Genomic DNA, 21,294 nt, shown 5'->3' on the forward strand with positions numbered 1-21,294 from the left:
GGAGCTCATTCGAAGTCCAGCAGCACCTTCATCGCCTGCGAGCGGTCGGCCGCCAGCGCAAAGGCGCGGGCTGAATCGCGGTAGGACAAGGTGGCCGATATCAGCGGCTTCACATCGACCAGGCCCTTGTTGAGCAGCGCCACGGCAGTGGCGAACTCCTGATGGAAGCGGAAGGAGCCACGCCAGTCGAACTCCTTGGCCACCAGCATGTTGATCGGCAAGCTCATCTCGGCAGCGGCCAGGCCCAGCTGCACGATGGTGGCGCGCGGGCGCAGCACATCGAAGGCCCCGCGCAACGCGTGCGGGTTGCCACTGGCCTCGAACAGCACATCGAACTGGCCCTTGTCGGCCGCGTAACGCGCCAGGCCATCGGGCGATTCGCCCACATGCACGACCTCATCGGCGCCCACCTGCAAGGCCTTGGCCAACGGGTGCGCGCTCATGTCGGTGGCCACAATGTGCTCGGCCCCTGCGCGGCGTGCCGCAATGATGGCCAGTGCGCCAATCGGCCCGCATCCGGTCACCAGCACCATGCGGCCCAGCAGCGGGCCGGCCCGTTGCACGCCATGCAGGGCCACGGCGAGCGGCTCGGCCATCGCGCCCTCGGCATCGCTCACCTGGGGGGCCAGCAGATGGGCCTGGTGCGCCTCGATGACGATCTGCTGGCGGAACGCCCCTTGCACATGGGGGGTGCGCATGGCGCTGCCGTAGTAGCGCATGTCCAGGCAGTGGTTGTGCAGGCCCATCTGGCAAAAGCGGCACTGGCCGCAAGGCCAGCTGGGGCTGACTGCAATGCGCTGGCCCGCAGCGAAGCCCGTCACACCAGCACCCACCGCTTCGATGACGCCCGAGACCTCATGGCCCAGCACCATCGGCTCCTGGATGCGAACGGTGCCAAAACCGCCGTGCTGGTAGTAATGCAGGTCAGAGCCGCAGATGCCGCCGCAGCGCACCCGCACCTGCAATTGGCCAGGCCCGGGCGCAGGCGTGGGGACGGATTGCACCCGCAGATCGCCGGGTGCGTGGATTACAAGCGCTTCCATGTCAGAAGTTCCTCGTTGGCTTGAATGAGAGAAGGTCTCAGCGTTTGCTGTTGCGGTAGCTGGCCAGCGCCGCATAAAACGACTGGGCAAACTCCGGGCCCACCGTCGCCTGGTTCTTGTCGATCACCGGCTGCACCGCCGCGCGGATCTTCTCCAGCTCGGCCGGCGGCATCTCGCCCACCTGCATGCCATGCGACCTGAGCTGGGCGACCACCTCGCCGGCCTGGCGCAGCTCTTCGCTGCGCTGCAGGCTGCGGGCCTTCTCTGCGGACTGCTGCACCGCCTGCTGCTGCGCAGGCGTCAAGGCCGACCACCATTTGTCCGACGCAATCAAGGCCACCGGCGTGTAGACGTGGTTGGTGATGGTCAGGTATTTCTGCACCTCATACATCTTGTTGGCATACATGTCGACCACCGGGTGCTCATAGCCGTCCAGCGCCTTGATCTCCAGCGCCGGGTAGACCTCGGAGAAGGCCATGGGCACGGCATTCATGCCCATGGCATTGAAGCTGGCCAGCGCCATCGGGCTTTGCATGACGCGCACGCGCAGACCTTTCATGTCCGCCAACGAGGCCAGCGGGCGCTTGCTGTTGGACATATTGCGGAAGGCGCCGCCCGCCCAGACCAGGCCGCGCATCTTCATGTCGGCAATGCCGTCCAGCATCTGGCGGCCGATGGGGCCATCGAGCACATGGGCGGCCTCGGCGTCGCTGGCAAACAGAAACGGAAAATCAAAAATCTGCAGCGCCTTCTTGCGCGCGGCGATGGGCGAGAGCGCGCCCATGTACAGGTCCTGCGTGCCGCTTTGCACCGCAATCAGCATCTTGTCTTCGCTGCCCAGGGTGGCGCTGCTGTACACATCGATCAGCACCTTGCCATCGGTCGCCTTGGCCACATCGGCGGCAAACTGCTTCATTGCGATGGCGCGGGGGTGCGAGTCGGCAAAGGAATGGCCCAGGCGTGCACGCTTGCCCTCCTGGGCTTGCGCGGGCGCCAGGCCCAGCGCCGCCAAGGTGGCGAAGGCAAGGCCTGCAACGAGGCTTCGGCGTTGGATCAGTGTCATGGTCGGCTCCTTGTCTTTTTGGGCAAAGCTCGCCCTTGGCGTTTGCGGCTTGCAAGCGCCCAGGGCTCTTCAATGGATAGGTTTGAGGGTAGAGCGTTGGGGCTTAGCGGCTCATCATCTCCAGCGGCCACATGACGATCTGCGGGAACACGACCAGCAGGAACATCACAATCGTCTGGGCGACCATGAACGGAATCACGCCTTTGATGGCACCGCTCATCGGTATCTTGGCGACCCCACAGACGACATTGAGCACGGTGCCCACCGGGGGCGTGACGAGGCCAATGGCGTTGTTCATGATGAACAGCACACCGAAGTAGACCGGGTCGATGCCCGCCTGCTTGAGCACCGGCATCAGCACGGGCGTCATGATCAGCACCGTGGGCGTGAAATCCAGCGCCGTGCCCACCAGCAGCACAAGCACCATCAGCGCAAAGGTCAGCAGCATCTTGTTGTCCATCAGCGGCTCGACCAGCGCGGCCAGCTGCTGCGGGATATTGGCCGTGGTGATGAGCCAGGCCGACACACCGGCAGCCGACACCAGGAACATGATGATGGCGGTGGTCTCGGCAGCGCGGTAGACCAGCGCGAACAGCTGGTTCATCTTGATCTCGCGGTAGATGAACATGCCCACGACCAGCGAGTACATCGCGGCAATGACGGCAGCCTCGGTCGGGGTGAACCAGCCGAACTTCAGACCACCGATGATGACTACCGGCAGCACCAGCGCCCACAGCGACTGGCGCGTAGCGCTCAGGCGCTCGGCCATCGTGCGCTTGGGCTCGGTGACGATCGGGTCGCGGCCAATGCACCAGCGCCAGGCCAGCAAGATCGCCAGCCCCATCAGCAGGCCCGGCACAATGCCGGCGATGAACAGTTTGGTGATGGAAACGCCGCCGGTCACGCCGTACAGAATCATCGCGATCGATGGCGGAATCACCGGCGCAATGATGCCGCCGCTGGCAATCAGGCCGCAGGAGCGGTTCACGTCATAGCCGGCCTTGCGCATCATTGGCACCAGCACCGCAGCGAGCGCGGCGGTATCGGCCACGGCCGAACCCGACAGCGATGCCATGATGACCGCTGCACCCACGGCAACATAGCCCAGGCCGCCACGGATATGGCCAATCCAGGACATGGCCATCTGGATGATGCGGCGCGTCATGCCGCCGGCGTTCATGAACTCCCCCGCCAGCATGAAGAACGGCACGGCCAGCAGCGGGAAGCTGTTGGCGCCATCCCACATGTTCTGCACGACGATCTGCGGATCGGTAAAGCCCATGTAGTACATCAGCGCCAGGCCGCAGCCGATCAGCGCAAACGCAATGGGCATGCCCAGGGCCATCAGCCCCAGCAACGACGAGATGAAAATGAAGATGGTCATACGCGGCCTCCCTGAGGTCCGGACTGCGCCTGCATCGCATGCTCGGCTTCGCGCGCCTCATCCATGCCCTCTTCCTGCACGTCGATCAGTTCGTCATCCGCTACCCTGCCCAGCACCAGGCGCACCAGGTTGGACAGGCAGATGATGCCGATGGCCGCGCCGGTGAAGTAGCTCACGCCATAGACCCAGAGCATGCTCAGTTGCGCCACCGGCGAGGCGTTGCCGGCAATGATGTCGTGCTGCAGCCAGGTGCCGTAGACGATGTAGATGCAGCACAGCAGCATGATGGCCTGGCTCAGCCCCCAGCAAACGCTGCGGCCGGCCAGCGGCATCATCTGCACCATCAGGTCCACCCCCAGGTGGGCGCGCTTGCGCATGCCCACGATGGCGCCCAGAAAGGTCAGCCACACAAAGGCAAAGCGCGGCACCTCTTCCGACAGATCAATGCCGGTATTGAAAAACAGCCGCAGCATCACATTGCCGAACACCATCACCAGCATGACGAGCATGCACAGCACCATGACGATTTCCAGCGCGCGCGTCAGCCCGTCGGCGAGCATTTTGAGTACCTTGCCCATGGCAACACCTTTCCCGGCAGCATGGCCTTGTGCCGTGCCACCACCTGAAGCTTGTAGGTCGATGCCGGCAGCGCCGCGCGATGGGGCGCTGCCAGAACGTTGAAACGAGGGAAACGGGCCCGGCCTCACCGGGCAGGCCCGCTGCCGTTACTGGGCCTTGCGCGCCTGTTCGATTTCGGCAAAGAAGCCCTTGACGAACTCATCGCCGATCTGCGGTGCGAACTTGGCCAGCACTGGCTTGACCTTGTCCTGCATGCGCGCCAGCTCGGCCGCAGGCATGCTGTCCACCGTCACGCCCGCCTTCTTGAAGTTATCGATCGCCTGGCTGTCGCCTTCATCGAGCAGCTTGCGCTGCAGCAGGCCGGCCTCCGTCGCGGCCTTTTGCACGCCGGCCTTGTCGGCGGCCGAGAGGCTGTCCCAGAACTTCTTCGAGGCCACCAGCGCCGACGGCGTGTACACGTGGTTGGTGATGGTGATGTACTTCTGCACTTCCTGCATCTTGTTGGCCCACATGTGCTGCAGCGGGTTCTCCTGGCCGTCCAGCGCCTTGATCTCCAGCGCCGGGAACACCTCGGCAAAGGCCATCGGCGTGGCGTTGGCGCCCAGGGTCTTCCAGGTGTCCAGCGCGACCGGGTTGGTCATCACGCGGATCTTGAGCCCGCTCACATCCTCCGGCTTGGCCACGCGGTGCTTGCTGTTGGACAGATTGCGGAAACCCATGCCGGTCCAGGTCAGACCCACCAGGTTGGCCGGTGCGATCTTCTCGAAAATTTTCTTGGACGAAGCGCCATCAAGCACTGCATAGACTTCGGCCGAGTTGCGGAACATGAACGGCAGATCCCAGACCTGCACTTCCTTGACCCGCGAGGACAGTGGCGCCAAGGTGCCGATGTACAGATCCTGGGTGCCCGACTGCACGGCCTGCAACTGCTTCTCATCGCTGCCCAGCACCGCACTGTGGTAGGCCTGCACCTTGACATTGCCATTGGTGTAAGTCGATGCGAGCTCGGCGAACTTGTTCATCGCCATCGCTTGCGGGTGGCTCTCGGGCATCGCGTGGCCGATGCGTGCCTTGACTTCGGCATAGGCCGTGCCAGCGCCCATGGCCGATGCAGCCACCGTGGCCAGCAGGATGCGGCGCAGTTGGAATTGAGGGGTCATCTGTCTGTCTCCGTCTTTGTTGTGAATCGAAAAAAGCCGGCGCCGCTGGCCCGGCACGCTGGGAATCAGGGGGTTTGCAGGCTCCCGTCGCTCAGGCGCGTCTGCGTCCAGGTGGTGACGGCGCTGCTGCAGGGGTACTTGGCTGCCTCGCGCTCGTCAATGTCCACGCCAAGACCGGGCAGCTCATTGGCGTAGACATAGCCATTGCGGAACGTGGGCAAACCGGGGAACACGGCCAGCAAGGCATCGCGCGGGCCCTTGAGCGCCTGGATCACAAAATTAGGCGGCTCGGTGCCCGACCATTCCTGCACGCCAAAATTGCGCGAGGCCAGGTCGATATGGATATTGGCCGCATGCGCCAGCGGCGACATATCGCCCGGGCCGTGCCAGGCCGTGCGCACGCCGTACTGCTCGGCAAACAGCTGCAGCTTGCGCGCCGGGGTGATGCCACCCACCTGGCTCAGGTGCACGCGGATGAAGTCGATCAGCCGCTCGGCGATGATGCCGCGCCATTCAAACGGGTGGTTGAACAGCTCGCCCTGGGCCAACGGCACATTGGTCTTGTCGCGCAGCTGGCGCAGCCAGTCGCCCTCTTCCAGCGCAATCGCGTCTTCCAGAAAGAACAGCTCGTAGGGCTCGAGCGCCTGCGCAAAGCGGATCGCGTCTGTCGGCTTGAGGCGCTCATGCACATCGTGGCACAGCTCCACCTCAAAGCCGATGCGGCTGCGGAGGGTGTCGAACATCTTCAGCGTCTCGCGCACGTACTTGCGCGCATCGAGGTAAATGCCATTAGCAGCGCCTTGCGGTGCCGTACCGGGCGCCGCGCCAAAGCCGCCGCCGCCATAACCACCGCTTTGACAGCGGATATGGGTGATGCCCTGCTCGCGGTACTTCTGGATGTTGTCGCAAAGCTCCTCCAGATCGCGCCCATCGGCATGGCGGTAGATGGGCACGCCCTCGCGCAGCTTGCCGCCCAGCAACTGGTACAGCGGCATGCCGGCCTGTTTGCCCTTCAGGTCCCACAGCGCCATGTCCACGCCCGAGATCGCATTGTTCTCGATCGGACCGTTGCGCCAGTAGGCGTTCTGGTGCATCAGCTGCCACAGCTCTTCAATCTGGCTGGCATCGCGGCCGATCAGCAGCGGGCGCAGGTATTGCTCCACCAGGCATTGCACCGCCAGATGGCGGTAGGCAAAGGTGGCGCAGCCCAGGCCGTAGAGGCCGGGCTGGTTGGTCTCGATCCTGACGACCAGGAGGTTGATGCCCTCTGGCGCCGTCGCGATGACTTTGACGTCGGTGATCAAGGTGGCCATGGTGACACGCCCGCCTACAGTACCGCCAGCCAGCCGCCATCCACATAGATGATCTGGCCGTTGACATAGTTGGAGGCGCCCGAGGCCAGGTAGATGGCGGTGCCCACCAGCTCATCGGGGCGGCCCCAGCGCTGCGTCGGGTTGCTGGCCTTGACCCAGGCGTCAAACGCCACGTTGTTGACCAGCGCCTCGTTCATGTCGGTGAGGATGTAACCCGGGCCGATGGAGTTGGCCTGGATGCCATGCATCGCCCACTCGGCCGCCATCGCCTTGGAGAGCATCTTGATGCCGCCCTTGGCCACCGTATAGGGCGCGACCGTGGCCCGTGCCGCCTCGCTGGTGAGCGAGCCGATGTTGATGATCTTGCCGCCGGTGCCGCGCTCGATCATGCGGCGCGCTGCCGTGCGGCCCACCACAAAGGCGGCCGTCAGGTTGGTGTTGATGACGCGGGTCCAGTCCTCCAGCGACACATCGAGCAAGGGCTGGCGGTGCTGGATGCCGGCATTGTTGACGACGATGTCGATCGCCAGGCCCTGGGCATCCCACGCAGCAAAGGCGGCCTCCACCGCGGCCTGATCCGCCACATCGAATGCTGCCCCCTGGGCCTGCAGGCCCATGCCCTGCAACTGCGCCACCGCCGCATCCACCGCAGCCTGCTGGCGGCTGTTGACCACCACGGTCGCCCCCGATTCCGCCAGGCCCTGGGCCAGCGCCAGCCCAATGCCGCGCGAGGAACCGGTAATCAGCGCTGTACGGCCCGACAGATCAAACAGGGAACGAGACATGGAATGGCGACCTGGAGAATTTCAGAAGTCGCCATCATCGGTTTATTTGTATGATGATTGAATCCGAGCAAACCCTAGACTTCCGCCGCCCCTGCGCTTTGCGTGACAGCCGTGCCATACCTGGATTGGCAGGCCTTAAGCGGGTGCGCCCCAGCGGGCAATCGTGTCTGCCAGCAACGCCCGCATCCACAGCTGCGCATCGTCGGCGCTGCGCCGCTCAATGGCCGCCAGCACCTTGCCATGCATGAGCAAGCCATCGTTGAACTGCCCGGCCTGCTGCGCGTTGACGGTGAGCAAGGATTCCAACGCCGACGCCACAATGCCGCCCAGCGAGATCAGCAAGGGGTTGCCCGTGGCCTGCAGAATGCTCTGGTGAAACGCCAGATCGGCGACGACCCACTCATCGATCGAGGTCGCCGCCTCCATCGCGGCGAAGGCCTGCTGCAGGCTGAGCAGCTGCGCCTCGGTGTGCATGCGCGCGGCCAATGACGCGGCGGCGGGCTCCAGAATGCCGCGCATTACCATCAGGTGCCGGCCCAGCTGCTGGTCCACCCCCTGGCTGCAGAGCCAGCCCAGCACATCGGCATCAAACAGGCTCCACTGCGCTTGCGGCCGCACGCGGGTACCGGTGCGGGGCCGCGCCTCCAGCATGCCCTTGGCGCTCAGCGCCTTGATCGCCTCGCGCACGGCAGTGCGGCTCACCCCCAGGCGCTCGCACAGCTCCTCCTCATTGGGCAAGGTGGCCCCTGGCCCATACTCGGGGCTGGCAATCAGCCGGCCCAGGCTGTCCATCACCTGGTGGTGCAGACTGCTGCCGGGCTGTGACGATAAAGACATGGCAATCGGTGGTGGTGCAGATTCATTCATCATACAAAACAAAAGGGCTTGGGGCCAGCACTTCTGTGTCGGCGCTACCCCAGTCCGATCATGCCCGTCATCAGCCCGCTGAGCGCGGCACTCACCTTTGCAGTTGGGCAGTAACGCCTGCTGCCCCTGTGCCGCCTTGCGTCTTGCCACCACCTCCAAGGTGCTAAACGGCGTCGTCGGACCCTGCTGCCCGGCTCTCGCGGCCAGCCACACGCACCAGAATATCGGCCCCCCGGTTGGCAGCGGGCAGTCCACGGAACAGAAAACACAGGTTGATGACCGCCTGCAACTCGGCCCAGCCGGCGCCGGCACGGCGTGAAGCGATCGCATGGGTTTCCGCCGCGTCGTTGCCATCCATCAGCAGCATGCCAAACAGCATCAACTGGATGGTCTTGGCATCGATATGCGGGGTGGTCATGGCATGGTTGCGCATGCGCTCTTGCAGGTTGAGCATCTGCGAATCCAGCCCTCCGGTGAAGTTGAGCCGGGACTCCACCCGGTGCGGCAGAAATCCCAGCAAATTGCGGTAGGTATGGGCATGGGTGCATACGGCCGTTTGTGATGCGAGAGAATCCAGGCCTGCAAATTTGGCCAGCGCGGCGGCGTCTAGACTTGAGTTCATATGCAACTGCTTTCAATGGGGGAGATAAAGGCGGCATGGCGCGGTGCCGGCGGTCATGCCTTGCCGGTCTGCATGCCCTGGTAGCGCTGCACGCCATCCGGAAAAGCCCACTCCGCAAAGGCCTCGGCACTGGGGGCAAACTGCCGGGCCACCCAGCTGTCATCGCAGATATCTGCGTCAAAGTCGTATTCAGCAGCGCCCCCGCAGGGGTTTTTGAAGTACCAGAAATAGGCGGAGGACACCGGATGCCGCCCAGGCCCAATGTGGGTCTTCCAGCCCCGGGAGGTCATGAAGAGCCCGCCGCCGAAAACCTCATGGATGTCGCGCACATCGAATGCCAGATGGTGAAAGCCCACCGCATCACCGCGCTGGAGCAGAAACAGGCTGTGGTGGTCTGCCGAACCGGCGGGCCGCAGAAACACGCCGCTGCCGGTATACGAATCGGTGACCCGAAAGCCCAGGCGCTTTTCGTAGAACTCCGCCGTCTCCTGCAGGTTCTGCACCGCATACACCACATGGCTCATGTGGCTGGGGTAGGCACGCGGATAAATCTGCGCTGCAGCATTGATGCGCATCGCATGGCCCGGGGTGTTGAAGACGGTAGCCGGTTGCACCATGGGCTCGACACAGCTGAGCTCGAAGGCAATCGCGTGCCCGGCGGGATCGGTGGTGAGCACCCGTCCGGCCTCATCGGTACGCGTGCTGGCATCCTGGCCGAGCTCGGCCGCGATGGCATCCAGCGCGCGCTGGTTTTGCACACCCCAGACCACCTGCCGCACCGTGGGGCCCGCCACCGGCGCGGGCGCCAGCATGGGATCTGCGAGGCGCCGCACATGCACCTGCGAGCCCTCCGGCGTGCAAAAGATGATCTGGTCGGGTGCATCCATCACGAGCTGCAGTCCGAAATCAGTCCAGTAGCGGCGCGCCACATCGAAGTCCTCCACACCGTACACCACAGAATTCAACCCAACGATTTGCATCACCACACCTCCTTCGATTGCAAATAATTATTATCGATATTTTGGCAATTCATCGACATTGTTTGAGATACCGATGGTGTCCATAAGTATCGGTATGGCTAGAATGCGGCCCTTCTTTGTTCTGAGGATTCCCATGGAAAGCCTGCCCCTGCTGAAGACAGAAAACGAAGGCAGCACCCTGGCCCATTCGCTGGCAGTCCGTTTGCGCACAGCCATATTGAACGGTGACATTGCGCCGGGTGAGCGTCTGCACCTGAGCGCGTTGAAAGCCCGCTTTGGCATCAGTTTCAGTCCGCTGCGTGAGGCATTGACAGGCCTGGCGGCAGAAGGCCTGGTCGTGGCAACAGGCCAGCGCGGCTTCCATGTGGCCCCGGTGTCTGTGGAGAACCTGGACGAGCTCATCCGCCTGCGCTGCATGGCCGAAACCACGGCCATCCGCGAATCGATCCGGTTGGGAGATGAGCAATGGGAAGAGGCCCTGGTCGCCGCGCACTACCGGCTTGGCCGCGTTGCCGCAGCGCCCGTGAACGCGCCAGCCCAGCAGACCTGGGAAGCCGCACACCGCAACTACCATGCGGCGCTGGTGTCCGCCTGCCGCATGCCGCTGCTGCTGAAGTTTTGCAGCACCTTGCATGACATGAGTGACCGCTACCGTCGCCTGTTCCTCACCCAGGCGCCGCGCGACAAAAAGGTGCCCACAGAGCACTTGCAGCTGTATGAAGCGGCCTTGGCCCGGGATGCAGACAAAGCTGCTGCCATCCTGGAAGCACACATCCGCCGAACGGGCGAGAATGCCAAGCGCGCCGTGGTGCCATCACAGGCATCCGCCAGTCCTGCCGCAAGCAGCAAAGAGCTCCGCCTTTCGAGGGCCATGGATCAACGTCGTGGCTGATCGAGCGCGTTGCGGACTACAAAACTCTGCCGATGTGCCTTCCATGCATCCAGCCAGCTGGCCTCCGGCAGCCACCGGCCTGCGGCCAGTAGTGGCTTCCCGCGTCACCCGCGCCCCAAATATCGCCCGCCCCACGCGCAGCACGGTGGCCCCAACGATCGATACCTGCCCGGCGAACAGCTGCCGACCGCGAACGCCAGGAACGGGCGTTACCGCACCATGCCGGTGTCGCTGGTGGCGGCGCCAAGATAGGACGTCATGCACGGCAAGGCTGGCAGGATGGCGCTGGCGGACACCATCCCCAACGCAGCCCGGCAAGCATGGCCAGCACAGGGCCGCTCAGTAGCTGGGCGTGGAGCCGACCGGCGAGATGGCCATGGAAGTGGGCGTGGTCATCATTCAAGCCCTCTCCAGCACCGTGGCGATGCCCTGCCCTCCGCCTATGCATTGGGTGGCCAGCGCGTAGCGTCCTTGCTGGCGCGCCAGCAGGGCCGCAGCCTTGCCGGTGATGCGCGCGCCGGTGGCGCCCAGCGGGTGGCCGATGGCCAGGCCTCCGCCGTCGATGTTCACGGTCGCCATGTCCAGGCCCAAGTCGCGGATGCAGGCCAGGGCCTGCGATGAGAAGGCCTCGTTGATTTCTACGACGTCCAGGTCGGTGACGGCAAGGCCGGCGCGCGCCAGTGCCTTGCGCGTGGCCGGGATCGGGCCAATGCCCATGATGGCCGGGTCCACCCCCACGGAGGCAAAGCTGCGGATGCGCGCCAGCCTCTGCAGGCCGTGGCGTTCGGCAAAGTCATCGCTGGTGACCAGCAGCGCTGCCGCTCCATCGGTCAGTGGCGACGAAGTGCCCGCCGTGACCACGCCATCGGCCCGGAAGGCCGGCTTGAGCCCCGCCAGCGCCTCCAAGGTGGTACCAGGGCGGATGCAACCGTCGGCCTCCACCACCTCGCCATCGGGCAAACGGATGGGCACGATCTCCTCGGCCAGCAAACCTTGGTCGCGGGCAGTTGCGGCTTTCTGGTGGGACTGCAGTGCGAGCAGCTCCTGGTCGGCACGGGTCACGTTCCAGCGCTGCGCCACGTTCTCCGCCGTCTCTCCCATGGAGATGTAGGCATCGCTCGTCGCCTGCAGCTCGGGATGGGGCGAGAAGTTGAAGCCGCCCTGCGGCACCATCGTCATCGACTCCACGCCCACGCACAGGAAAGCATCGCCCATGCCAGCCTCGATCTGCGCCGCTGCGATGTGCACTGCCTGCATCGACGAGCCGCAGAAGCGGTTCACCGTCATGCCGCCCACGGCCTGGGGCAGGCCGGCCAGCAGGCCGACGATGCGCGCCAGATTGTTGCCCTGCGCGACTTCCGGGTAGGCGCAGCCGAGTATCACGTCCTCCAGCAGCACGGGATCCAGATCGGTGCGCCGGAGCAGGCCCTGCACAACCTGCGCGGCCAGCGTGTCGGGCCGCACTTCGGCCAGACGGCCCTTGCGGGCAAAGTGGAATGGCGAGCGCGCATAAGCGGTGATGACGGCTTTCATGGTGGAGGCTCCTTGCAGTGGTCAGTGCACGGCGGCATAGCGGGGCGCGACGGCACTGCTGGACAGTTGGCCTGCCATCGCCTGGCGTGCGGCCTCGTACGCATCCCATTTCTCGCCGGCATGCAGTGAGGGAATGCTGACCTTCTCGCCGCGCTCGAAGCCCAGCAGCGCGGCATCGACCAGATCCTCGGTGCGCATGACGATGCGCTGATCCAGATGCTCGACCGGTAACCCGCCAATGGCCCAGAAATCCGTGGCAGTGGCACCAGGCAGAACCGCCTGCACCTGCACGCCCTTGTCGGCCATCTCATGCTGCAGCGACTGGCTGAAGGCCAGCACAAAGGCCTTGCTGCCGCCGTACACGCCATTCAGCGTCTCTGGCGAGATGGCGACGATGGATGCGATATTGATGATCGCTCCGTGTCCACGTTCCACGAAGCCCGGCACGGCGGCATAGGCCAGCCGCATCGGTGCGGTGACGTTCAATTCGACCATGCGCGTCATCTGTTCCACGTCGCTCTGCAGCAACGGCGTGTGCGTGCCGATGCCCGCGTTGTTCACCAGCAGGGTGATGCTGGCGTCCTGGCGCAGCTTCGCCTCGACCTGCGCCAGGGCGGTACGGTCGTTCAGGTCAGCGGGCAGCACTTCCACCGCGCGGCCTGTGCGGGCGCTGATGTCGCTCGCCAGCGCATTCAGCCGCTCGCGGTTGCGGGCGACAAGGATCAGATCGTAGCCGCGCTGCGCGAGTCGCTGCGCATACAGCGCACCGATTCCGCTGGATGCGCCGGTGATGAGGGCGGTGCCGAGATGGGTCTGTGCCATGGTGAAACTCCTGGAGGGTTGAGAGATGCTGTCCATGGCATGAATGGTCCGCGATCCAGACAATGTCGTAAATGACGTATATAGTTATAAAAAAGGACATATCCCCAGGACACCCTCTATGCACCGCATTGGCTACATACTGCCCGAAGGCTTTCAGGTCATGGCGCTGGCCACCCAGGCCGTGTTCGAGCTGGCCAATCTGCTGGTGGGCCAGCCCTTTTATGCCGTGGAAACCTATGCGCTGGACGGATCGGCACGCGCATCGACAGGCTTGGTGCTGCAAGCCAAGCCGCTCAGCGCGCACCGCAGTGCTGATACGTGGCTGGTAGCAGGCACCATCAAGCCCATGCCTTCGGCCCCCGAATTGATCCGGCTGCTGAGCAAGATCGCCGCGCGCGCGCGGCGCATCGCAGGCTTGTGCACGGGTGCCTTCATTCTGGCCGAGGCGGGTCTGCTCGACGGGCGTCGCGCCACGACGCACTGGTACTGGGCTGAAGTGCTGCAGGAGCGCTATCCCCACATCCAGGTCGAGGCCGACCGCATCTACATTGCCGATGGACCGGTGTGGACGTCAGCGGGCATGACGGCAGAGATGGACTTGGCCCTCGCCCTCGTCGAGAAAGATCTCGGTGCGGACATTGCGCGCTCCGTGGCACACCGCTTGGTCATGCACCAGCGCCGCTCGGGCGGGCAATCACAGCATTCCGAGATGCTCAAGCTAGCGCCAAAGTCCGACCGCATCCAGCAGGCGCTGGAACATGCGCGGCGCAACCTGGCGCAGCCATTGAGCGTCGAAGAGCTGGCCGAAGCCGCCAGCCTGAGCCCGCGCCAGTTCAGCCGCGTCTTCACCGCAGAGACCGGCCAGTCACCCGCCAAGGCCGTGGAAGGACTGCGGCTCGAGGCCGCGCGGCTGATGATCGAAGGCAGCCGGCATCCCCTTGAAGTCGTAGCGAGGGAAACGGGTTTTCGCGACCGGCGCCATATGCGCGAGGCCTTCCTGCGCGGATTCGGCATGCCGCCACAGGCCGTGCGGCGTGAAGCGCGGATCGCACCACCGGCCTAATAGCTGAGACTGGCCACCGCACGGGCAACAGCCTCCAAGGCCAGCTTCAGCCTGGCATGGGAGATGGAGCCCAGGGCCAGCCGAATGGCATGCGGAGGCTGGCCCCCCATGGCATAGGGCGCCGCAGTCGATACCAAGATGCCCTCGCGTTCAAGCCGCATGGCGACTGCATCCGCCCGCACTTCATCGGGCATCGGCAGCCAGACAAAGTATGACGCCGGATGGCGGATGGTCCTGAAGCCTGCGAGCGCCTTGGCCGCGATGGCCTGACGCGCGCCGGCATCGCGGCGCTTTTCCTGCTCCAGCCGCGCCACGGTGCCGTCCTGCAACCAGTTGCAGCACAGCGAGGTCACGAGAGTGGGCGTATTCCAGACCGTGGCACGTATGGCGCGGCTGATCCTGGGAACGAAGGCAACTGGCGCGCATAGGAATCCGAAACGCAAGCCTGCCGCCACGCTCTTGGACAGGCTGGAGACGTAGACGGTGATGTCGGGCGCCATCGCAGCCAGCGGTGGTGGCGCCTGCCTTTCCAGAAAGGCATAGGTGCCGTCCTCCAGCAGCAGCAGGCCATGGCGCCGGGCCACTTCTATCAGCGCAAGACGCTGATTCACCGTCATGACCCAACCCAACGGGTTATGCAGCGTGGGCATGCAGTACATCGCACGCACCTTCCGGGCAAGGCACAACGCTTGCAGTGCATCCAGGTCGGGGCCAGCGCCGCTTAGCGGGATGGCAACCAGTTCCAGCCGACACTGCTCGGCCACGACCTTGATGCCGGGGTAGCTCAAGGCATCAACGGCCACCACGTCGCCAGGTTGCAGCAAGGACATGGCTGCCGTGGCGAGCCCGTGGATGGCACCACTGACGATGAGCACGGCATCGGCAGACACCGGCAGGCCTCGGCTCTTCAGGTGCTCGGCCACAATGGCCCGTTCGTGGGGACGGCCTCCATGCGGCTGGTAGCGCAGAACCGACTCCAATTCACCTGCCGAGGCAAGCTGCTTGAGCGCCGTGCGCAACATCTCCGTCTGCGTGGGCAAGGCTGGATAGTTGAAGGTCAGATCCACCAGATCGTCGCTGGCCGCGTGCATCGCAACCTCCCCGCCCATCGAGATGGGCTCGCGAACAAAGGTCCCGCGGCCCACCTCACCAGCGACCAGCCCCATGGCCTGCAGTTCGGCATAGGCGCGCGTCGCCGTAGCCAGGGAAATGCCCTCCACAGCCGCCAGCTTGCGATGGGGTGGCAGCACCGTTCCGGGCCTCAACCGCCCTTGCCGGATGTCGTCAGCAAGCCGGTCCACCAGTTGCTTGTATCGCGCTTGCGGCATACGAAATTGTATCTATGACAATAATTTGATTGTACTGACAATTGTCCCTAGGATGCCGGCATGGAACTGACTGCCACCACCATCCTCATCAGCTTTGCCGGTGTCTTCTTGATCTGCTTCATGAAAGGTGCGTTTGGCGGCGGCTTTGCCATCATCGGTATCCCATTGCTGTCGCTTGTGATGGATCCGGTCACTGCAGGCGGCCTGCTGGCGCCGCTGTTCATCGCGATGGATCTGTACGGCCTGCGCTACTGGAAGCCGTCTACCTGGTCAAAGCCCGATCTGCTGATGCTGGTACCGGGGCTGGTGGTCGGTATCGGGACTGGCTATCTGCTGTTCCAGATGCTGGATCACCGCGCGATCGCCATCCTGATGGCCATCATCACGCTGGTCTTTGTGGGACTCTGGTTTCTGCGCGGTGGCACGGTCGTGGTGCAGCCACGCTCATCGCCCAAGGCCGTGGCGGCCGGCGTGGCGTCGGGTATCACGACCATGGTTGCGCATTCAGGCGGGCCTCCCCTGGCCATGTACCTGCTGCCGCTGGGGCTGAGCACGCAGGTCTACGCGGGCACCACCAGCATATTCTTCACGGTGGGCAACATCATCAAAGCAGTGCCATGGCTGGCCATAGCTCCGCCAGCGCGCAATGTCTGGATCCTGATGGCGATCTGTCTACCAGCGATTCCCGCAGGGGTGCGGCTCGGCTGGCGTCTGCATGCCAGCTTGGATCAGCGCCAGCTGTACAAGGCCTGCTATGGCTTGCTGGTGCTCACAGCGGCGAAGCTGCTGTGGGATGGTGTCTCGGGGTATTGGCACTGACTGTGCCGCTTACCGGTATCTTTGAGTCCGGCCACCGATGCGGCGGCAACCGTAAGCCACAGGCCTCTGGCCTTTACCCGCGACTGCCCCCTATGCAAGGATGGGCCGAGGTTATCGGCTTGGCACAGCAGGGCAATCGCGGCGCGCTGAGGCCGCCTCCGCGTTCATCAGTCCCGAAGCCCACGCGAAGCAAACCGGCTCTGGCCAGCACGCCGCGCGGCCTCGATCAGTGACGATCCGGCAGGGCTGTCCTTGCCCGCAAAGGCATAGAAGCGCGCCATCGGCAGTGCGGGCAGGCCATCGTCGCGATCCAGCACACGCAAGCCTTCGATACGCTGGCTGTCGGCGATGACGGTGACCGCAAAGCCTGCACGCGCCGCCGAAAGGCAGCCAGCCATACTGCTGCTCTCGAACACGATTCGCCAGGCGCGATCCGTCCGGCTCAGCGCAGCGACAGCGGACTCGCGGTACACGCACGGCTCGGGGAAGACAGCCAGCGGCAGCGGTTCGCCGGCAGCCAAGGGCTGATCCGCTGCGTAAACCCAAACCAGCGCTTCTTCCCACAGGAGTGCGCCGCTGCGCTCGACGCGGCTGCATTGCTTGCCGAAGACCAGGTCCAGCCGGCCACGCTCCTGCTGGCGCAGCAAGTCGGCGGTGATGCCGACCTTCAACTCGACCGTCGCTTCGGGGTGCCATTGCCGGAAGCGTTGGAGCACCTGGGGCAGCCAAGCACTGGCAAAGTCCTCAGAGGCGCCGATGCGCAGCCGCCCGCGCAGCGGTGTGCCACGCAGTTTCGCGCGGGCCTCGCTTTCCAGATCGAGGATGTTGCGGCTGTAGGCATACAAGGTGTCACCGGCTTGGGTCAGTTCCAGGCGACGCGTGGTGCGCGCCAGCAGGCTGGCACCGGCAATTTGTTCAAGCCGTCGCATGTGCCCGCTGACGGCAGAGGGCGTCAGCGCCAGCCGATCTGCAGCGCTGGCGAAACTGCCGCTGTCCACGATTTCGACGAAGGTGCGCAGCAGCACGGTCTCGAGCGGTGGGCCGTCGGCACTGGAAGACGTACTCATTCTGGCATTCATCGCGATAAATCATCAATTATGAATGATTGTTCTCCAATCGAATAGAACTGTCCAGCTACGATGGCGCATCCTGATGATGAGAGACCATCCCATGCAAAACTACCACTGCGCTGTGACCGACCGGCTGGACATCGCCTATCTCGAATGGAACCCGCAGGGTGTGCGAACTGCCATCCTGCTGCATGGTTGGCCCGACAGCCCCGAATGCTGGATGGCAATGGCCCCGGCGCTGGCCGATGCCGGCTATCGCGTGCTGGCGCCAGCACTGCGCGGCTTCGCGCCCACCCGGTTCCGTGATCCCGCCACCCCTCGGAGCGGCCAGTTGTCCGCGCTGGGCCGCGACCTTCTCGACTTCATCGACACGCTGGGGCTGGAGCGCCCCGCCCTGATCGGCCATGACTGGGGGGCACGCGCGGTCGCCAATGCCTGCGGGCTGCGTGACGGCGTGGCTTCGCATCTGGTGATGCTGTCGGTTGGATATGGCACCAACGATCCAAACCAGCCGCTGGCGCTGCCGCAGACACGCAACTACTGGTATCACTGGTACATGGCCACGCCACGCGGCGCCCGCACGGTGCAGGACGAACGCGAGGCGTTCACTCGGATGATGTGGGATACCTGGGCGCCGTCCGGCTGGTACGACCCGGCCGATTTCGACGAGGCAGCACGTGAGTTCCAGGGGAAGGACTGGGCCGAGGTCGTGCTCCATTCTTACCGCCACCGCTGGGGCTTCGCCGAAGGCGATCCAGCCTATGCCGAGGACGAAGCGCGCCTCTGCCCAGCACCGGTGCTGCAGGTGCCAACGCTGGTATTGCACGGCGGCGCCGATACCTGTAACCACCCCGATAGCTCCCAGGGGCGGGAAGCCTTCTTCCAGGGCGGCTACGAGCGACAAGTGCTCGATGGCGTGGGGCATTTTCCGCAGCGCGAGGCGCCGCAGGCTGTGGCTGATGCAATTCTGCGGTTCTGCCTGAAGTAAGCAGCGGGCATCTCAGACGCGCGGCAGCCAAAGCCATTGAAATGGTAGTTGTACCGCAACGCTCCGGCTTCAGTTGGCAACACCGCTACGAACATGCCGTCGCGGTCCACCACGTGGAATATTCTTTTTGGGCGCCAGGGCGCCACGTGCTCGATCGGTCAGCAATCAGCATCTCATGTGGTTTGCCGCCGCAAAAAGATACCGTCACGACAACCGTCAAATGCGCCGGCTTAGGCAAACTGGGTGAGACACCCAGAGACGCCTAAGCCTTTATTGCATTTGGAATTTCCGTGATTTTCAAGCCTGTTCGAGGCAGCGTGAGACGACGCTGTTTCACTCCCACTCGGTCATCAATGAGACTCGCAAGTCCGCATGGTTAAAGGGATTTGCGGTGATCGAAATGGGGCATTACCGTCGCTTTTACCGTCAAAGCAGCTCATCTTTTGCTGGCGCGGGAGATGGAGCGATTTGCGCGGCGTCGACATTTTCAGCCCGATTGTCAATCGCGATACATCTTAGCGCGCTTCATCCAGCCTTGGAACGATCGAGTTTTCTCTCGCTTACGACACCACCCCGAGTGCCCTTGCTGCCTACTCGTTCCCGCCCAAGACGGCATCAGCGGCACGCAGTCAGAAATCTTGCGGCATAGCCGCTACTCGGGATTCAGGTAAACGCAAAATATCTGAAATACAACTAAACGACTGCTACGCTGCACTAGCCGCGCCACCCTCATCCACCCGACTCAACGGTGACTCACGGCCATGGAATGCATGATCACCAGGAAGTGCCCTCGCCCAGGAGAGAGCCTCTTCAAGGTTCAGGTACAGACTTGCATACGCCTTGCGCAGAAGTTCATCGGGCAACGCCCAATCCCACTTCTCGCGCTGTAGGTTGCGGACATCGGCCAGAAGCATGTCGAGCGGCGGAGGCTCATCCACCGCCGCATCGATAAGGGCATCGACGATGCTCTCGACACCCGAATCCCCCTTAGCGACTTCGATGCCCGGGCCGGCCGCATTGGCCGAATAGCCTCGCCGGCGGAGCAGGCAAGCCAGCGCTTCGTTGGCGGCATCCCCGAGCCAGGTCAGCAGCACCACTTCCCGCCCCTGGTCAATCACGAAGTCATTCGCTAGGTTTCGTTCGGCGTAGTTCGCCCTGCCCCCAGCCAGGAACCGCTTGGCCACTTCATCCAGAAACGGCGGCACATCGGAGGACTCGAACAATTGGCGCATTCGCTGGTGAACGCGTGTGTGCGTGCGCCCTGCTCCACCCGAAAACAACGGCGGCGCTCCGCCACCAGAGCGGACGACAAATATGGTTTTTTGCTCCTCGTCGATGTCTTCCACCAGCCAGGTCCTGCCGGCAAACAGAATGCGCTGGCCCACACTGAGCATCTGCGATACCGGCAAAGTGCCGAGCGTTTTCCCGCCGCAGACAATGCGAAACTCCTCATCAGCGGCAAACGCGGCATAGAAGGTGTAATGGTTGACGAACTTCTCGCCGATACGGCCATGCAGCAAAAGACCACTGGACTCCTGCATCAGCAGTTCTTTCTGGCCGAGATGGCGAACGAGTTCAACAAACTCACCTTTATCCAGCCCAACAAAAGGAGTTCCGGAAGCACAGAACATCGCATAGAGCTGCCCGATGGAAGCCCCACCGTTCTGCGCCACATAGGACAGCATTTGTTGAACCAGCGTCGACAGATGAACGCCATGCGCCATGGGTGGCTCAAACCAGCCTTCCAGCAGCAGCGAGATCATCGCCGTCACCTTCACCGTCTCCAGCCGGAGTTCGTCGGCGAGTGAGGGCTTCCCGCCAAGCGCGTTCTCCACGCTGTAGCCTCGCAAGATGGCCGGTTCTCCCTTGCGGCGGCCAGATCGCCCCAGGCGCTGTCGCAAGCTGGCCACCGAAGGCGGCGGGCCGATCTGGGCCACGCTCCTGACGGCACCAATGTCGATGCCCAACTCCAGCGTGTTGGTGCAGATGGCCGTCGCCGGGAACTCCTTCTGCTTCAGGGCAGCCTCGGTCTCCGCCCGTATCTCTTTGGACAGGCTGCCGTGGTGCGGCCAGAACTCGTTCGGCACCTTTTGTTGCTCGCACAGTCTGTTGAGAAGGTGCGTGTAGCGCTCGACCTCACGGCGAGAGTTCGGGAAGACCAGGTTGTTCGTGCCGCGCAAACCCTGGAAAAGATGCAAGGCGATCTTCGCTGGTGTGACGGATTCCAACTCCTCGTCGCCATCCTCATTGCGCACGGCCAAGGGCTCCTCATACCCTTTGACCAGGACTCTCAGTTCACTGTGCGAAGATTTCGACTCCACCAGGGCGACCGATACTCCCTGTCCCGGACGCAGGAAATCGGCTGCCAGGCGCATGTCGCCCAGTGTTGCCGAAAGACCTACGCGCGGCGCCTGGCGCCCGATGACCCGCTCGATACGGTGCATCAGGGATTGAAGCTGTTTGCCACGCTCTGAGCCGATGAAGGCGTGAAGCTCGTCGACAACGAAGAACGCCAGCCGGTCGAACACTGCATTGATTGACGTTCCGCGATGGCACAACATTGCCTCCAGTGATTCCGGCGTGATGAGCAACACCCCTTGCCGTTTCGCCAGGAAGCGCGCCTTGGCCGAGGAAGAAATGTCGCCATGCCAGGGCCAGACGGGGACCTCCAGTTGCTCGCACAGTCGGTCGAGGCGCCCAAACTGGTCGTTGATGAGCGCTTTGAGCGGACTGATGTAGACGATGAGCCCCATCGGCTCCGCCTGAAGCAGATGCGTCAACGCCGGCAGAAATGCCGCCTCCGTCTTGCCGGCGGCCGTGGCGGCTGCCACGATGACGTCCCGGTCCGCCTTGACGATCAACGGAATGGCTGCCTCCTGGGCATCTCTCAGCGACTCCCAGCCTTCGGCCCATATGAAGCGCTGGATGCGCTCGTCGAGCAGGAAGAAGGAAGCGCTGTCGCCGGACATGTGTTCAGGCCGAG

At 63.8% G+C, this 21,294-nt stretch carries 19 protein-coding genes; 4 read left to right on the plus strand and 15 right to left on the minus strand.

Annotated features, from left to right (window positions below; translation table 11 throughout):
* Positions 1 to 5: 5 nt before the first annotated feature.
* The 10 genes from ACCQ08_RS14270 to ACCQ08_RS14315 all read right to left on the minus strand — a co-directional run bounded on the left by ACCQ08_RS14270 (position 6) and on the right by ACCQ08_RS14315 (position 9,796).
* Positions 6 to 1,043, minus strand: coding sequence for an L-idonate 5-dehydrogenase (locus ACCQ08_RS14270; RefSeq protein WP_373450197.1), 1,038 nt, complete (start codon positions 1,041 to 1,043; stop codon positions 6 to 8).
* 37 nt (positions 1,044 to 1,080) lie between these two features.
* Complete coding sequence (locus ACCQ08_RS14275; RefSeq protein ID WP_373450198.1) at positions 1,081 to 2,106, minus strand: DctP family TRAP transporter solute-binding subunit; 1,026 nt, start codon at positions 2,104 to 2,106, stop codon at positions 1,081 to 1,083.
* Between the two features lie 103 nt (positions 2,107 to 2,209).
* The gene (locus tag ACCQ08_RS14280) at positions 2,210 to 3,490 is read right to left on the minus strand and encodes a TRAP transporter large permease (RefSeq protein WP_373450199.1); all 1,281 of its coding nucleotides are present in this window, start codon (positions 3,488 to 3,490) and stop codon (positions 2,210 to 2,212) included.
* Positions 3,487 to 4,068, minus strand: coding sequence for a TRAP transporter small permease (locus tag ACCQ08_RS14285; RefSeq protein ID WP_373450200.1), 582 nt, complete (start codon positions 4,066 to 4,068; stop codon positions 3,487 to 3,489). Before ACCQ08_RS14285 ends, ACCQ08_RS14280 begins: the two co-directional genes overlap by 4 nt.
* Positions 4,069 to 4,215: 147 nt before the next feature.
* A complete protein-coding gene (locus tag ACCQ08_RS14290) occupies positions 4,216 to 5,229 on the minus strand; it encodes a TRAP transporter substrate-binding protein (protein ID WP_373450201.1) in 1,014 nt (337 codons plus the stop codon).
* A gap of 65 nt (positions 5,230 to 5,294) precedes the next feature.
* Positions 5,295 to 6,542, minus strand: a complete 1,248-nt coding sequence (locus ACCQ08_RS14295; protein ID WP_373450202.1) for an enolase C-terminal domain-like protein — start codon at positions 6,540 to 6,542, stop codon at positions 5,295 to 5,297.
* Between the two features lie 14 nt (positions 6,543 to 6,556).
* Positions 6,557 to 7,327 (minus strand): SDR family oxidoreductase, encoded by a 771-nt coding sequence (locus tag ACCQ08_RS14300; protein ID WP_239811739.1) that lies wholly within the window; start codon positions 7,325 to 7,327, stop codon positions 6,557 to 6,559.
* Positions 7,328 to 7,462: 135 nt separating this feature from the next.
* On the minus strand, positions 7,463 to 8,164 hold the full coding sequence (locus tag ACCQ08_RS14305) for a FadR/GntR family transcriptional regulator (protein ID WP_239811738.1): 702 nt from the start codon (positions 8,162 to 8,164) through the stop codon (positions 7,463 to 7,465).
* 193 nt (positions 8,165 to 8,357) lie between these two features.
* The gene (locus ACCQ08_RS14310; RefSeq protein ID WP_373450203.1) at positions 8,358 to 8,816 is read right to left on the minus strand and encodes a carboxymuconolactone decarboxylase family protein; all 459 of its coding nucleotides are present in this window, start codon (positions 8,814 to 8,816) and stop codon (positions 8,358 to 8,360) included.
* Between the two features lie 53 nt (positions 8,817 to 8,869).
* Complete coding sequence (locus ACCQ08_RS14315; protein WP_373450204.1) at positions 8,870 to 9,796, minus strand: VOC family protein; 927 nt, start codon at positions 9,794 to 9,796, stop codon at positions 8,870 to 8,872.
* A 133-nt stretch (positions 9,797 to 9,929) separates the two neighbouring features.
* On the opposite strand from ACCQ08_RS14315, the gene ACCQ08_RS14320 reads away from it, so the two are divergent.
* Positions 9,930 to 10,688 carry a GntR family transcriptional regulator gene (locus tag ACCQ08_RS14320; protein WP_373450205.1) on the plus strand — a complete coding sequence of 253 codons (759 nt, stop codon included), beginning with the start codon at positions 9,930 to 9,932 and terminating at the stop codon, positions 10,686 to 10,688.
* 399 nt (positions 10,689 to 11,087) lie between these two features.
* Here ACCQ08_RS14320 and ACCQ08_RS14325 read toward each other — a convergent pair whose 3' ends face one another.
* Both ACCQ08_RS14325 and ACCQ08_RS14330 read right to left on the minus strand, forming a co-directional pair.
* Positions 11,088 to 12,221: an acetyl-CoA C-acyltransferase gene (locus ACCQ08_RS14325; RefSeq protein WP_373450206.1), complete on the minus strand. Its 1,134-nt coding sequence runs from the start codon at positions 12,219 to 12,221 to the stop codon at positions 11,088 to 11,090.
* Between the two features lie 21 nt (positions 12,222 to 12,242).
* Positions 12,243 to 13,043: an SDR family NAD(P)-dependent oxidoreductase gene (locus ACCQ08_RS14330; protein WP_373450207.1), complete on the minus strand. Its 801-nt coding sequence runs from the start codon at positions 13,041 to 13,043 to the stop codon at positions 12,243 to 12,245.
* A 118-nt stretch (positions 13,044 to 13,161) separates the two neighbouring features.
* Between ACCQ08_RS14330 and ACCQ08_RS14335 the strand changes: the two genes are divergently transcribed.
* The gene (locus ACCQ08_RS14335; protein WP_373450208.1) at positions 13,162 to 14,106 is read left to right on the plus strand and encodes a GlxA family transcriptional regulator; all 945 of its coding nucleotides are present in this window, start codon (positions 13,162 to 13,164) and stop codon (positions 14,104 to 14,106) included.
* Here the strand turns inward: ACCQ08_RS14335 and ACCQ08_RS14340 are convergent.
* The gene (locus ACCQ08_RS14340; protein ID WP_373450209.1) at positions 14,103 to 15,434 is read right to left on the minus strand and encodes a PLP-dependent aminotransferase family protein; all 1,332 of its coding nucleotides are present in this window, start codon (positions 15,432 to 15,434) and stop codon (positions 14,103 to 14,105) included. The two genes, ACCQ08_RS14335 and ACCQ08_RS14340, sit on opposite strands and share 4 nt — an antisense overlap.
* A gap of 60 nt (positions 15,435 to 15,494) precedes the next feature.
* On the opposite strand from ACCQ08_RS14340, the gene ACCQ08_RS14345 reads away from it, so the two are divergent.
* Positions 15,495 to 16,253, plus strand: a complete 759-nt coding sequence (locus ACCQ08_RS14345; protein ID WP_373450210.1) for a sulfite exporter TauE/SafE family protein — start codon at positions 15,495 to 15,497, stop codon at positions 16,251 to 16,253.
* 167 nt (positions 16,254 to 16,420) lie between these two features.
* Here the strand turns inward: ACCQ08_RS14345 and ACCQ08_RS14350 are convergent, their stop codons facing one another.
* The gene (locus ACCQ08_RS14350; RefSeq protein WP_373450211.1) at positions 16,421 to 17,320 is read right to left on the minus strand and encodes a LysR substrate-binding domain-containing protein; all 900 of its coding nucleotides are present in this window, start codon (positions 17,318 to 17,320) and stop codon (positions 16,421 to 16,423) included.
* A gap of 103 nt (positions 17,321 to 17,423) precedes the next feature.
* Between ACCQ08_RS14350 and ACCQ08_RS14355 the strand changes: the two genes are divergently transcribed.
* Positions 17,424 to 18,311 carry an alpha/beta fold hydrolase gene (locus ACCQ08_RS14355; RefSeq protein ID WP_373450212.1) on the plus strand — a complete coding sequence of 296 codons (888 nt, stop codon included), beginning with the start codon at positions 17,424 to 17,426 and terminating at the stop codon, positions 18,309 to 18,311.
* Positions 18,312 to 19,015: 704 nt separating this feature from the next.
* On the opposite strand, the gene ACCQ08_RS14360 is transcribed toward ACCQ08_RS14355, so the two are convergent.
* Complete coding sequence (locus ACCQ08_RS14360; RefSeq protein WP_074923467.1) at positions 19,016 to 21,280, minus strand: DEAD/DEAH box helicase; 2,265 nt, start codon at positions 21,278 to 21,280, stop codon at positions 19,016 to 19,018.
* Positions 21,281 to 21,294: the final 14 nt, after the last annotated feature.

The sequence above is a fragment of the Comamonas sp. SY3 genome (genome assembly GCF_041730275.1).
Lineage (GTDB): Bacteria > Pseudomonadota > Gammaproteobacteria > Burkholderiales > Burkholderiaceae_C > Comamonas > Comamonas sediminis.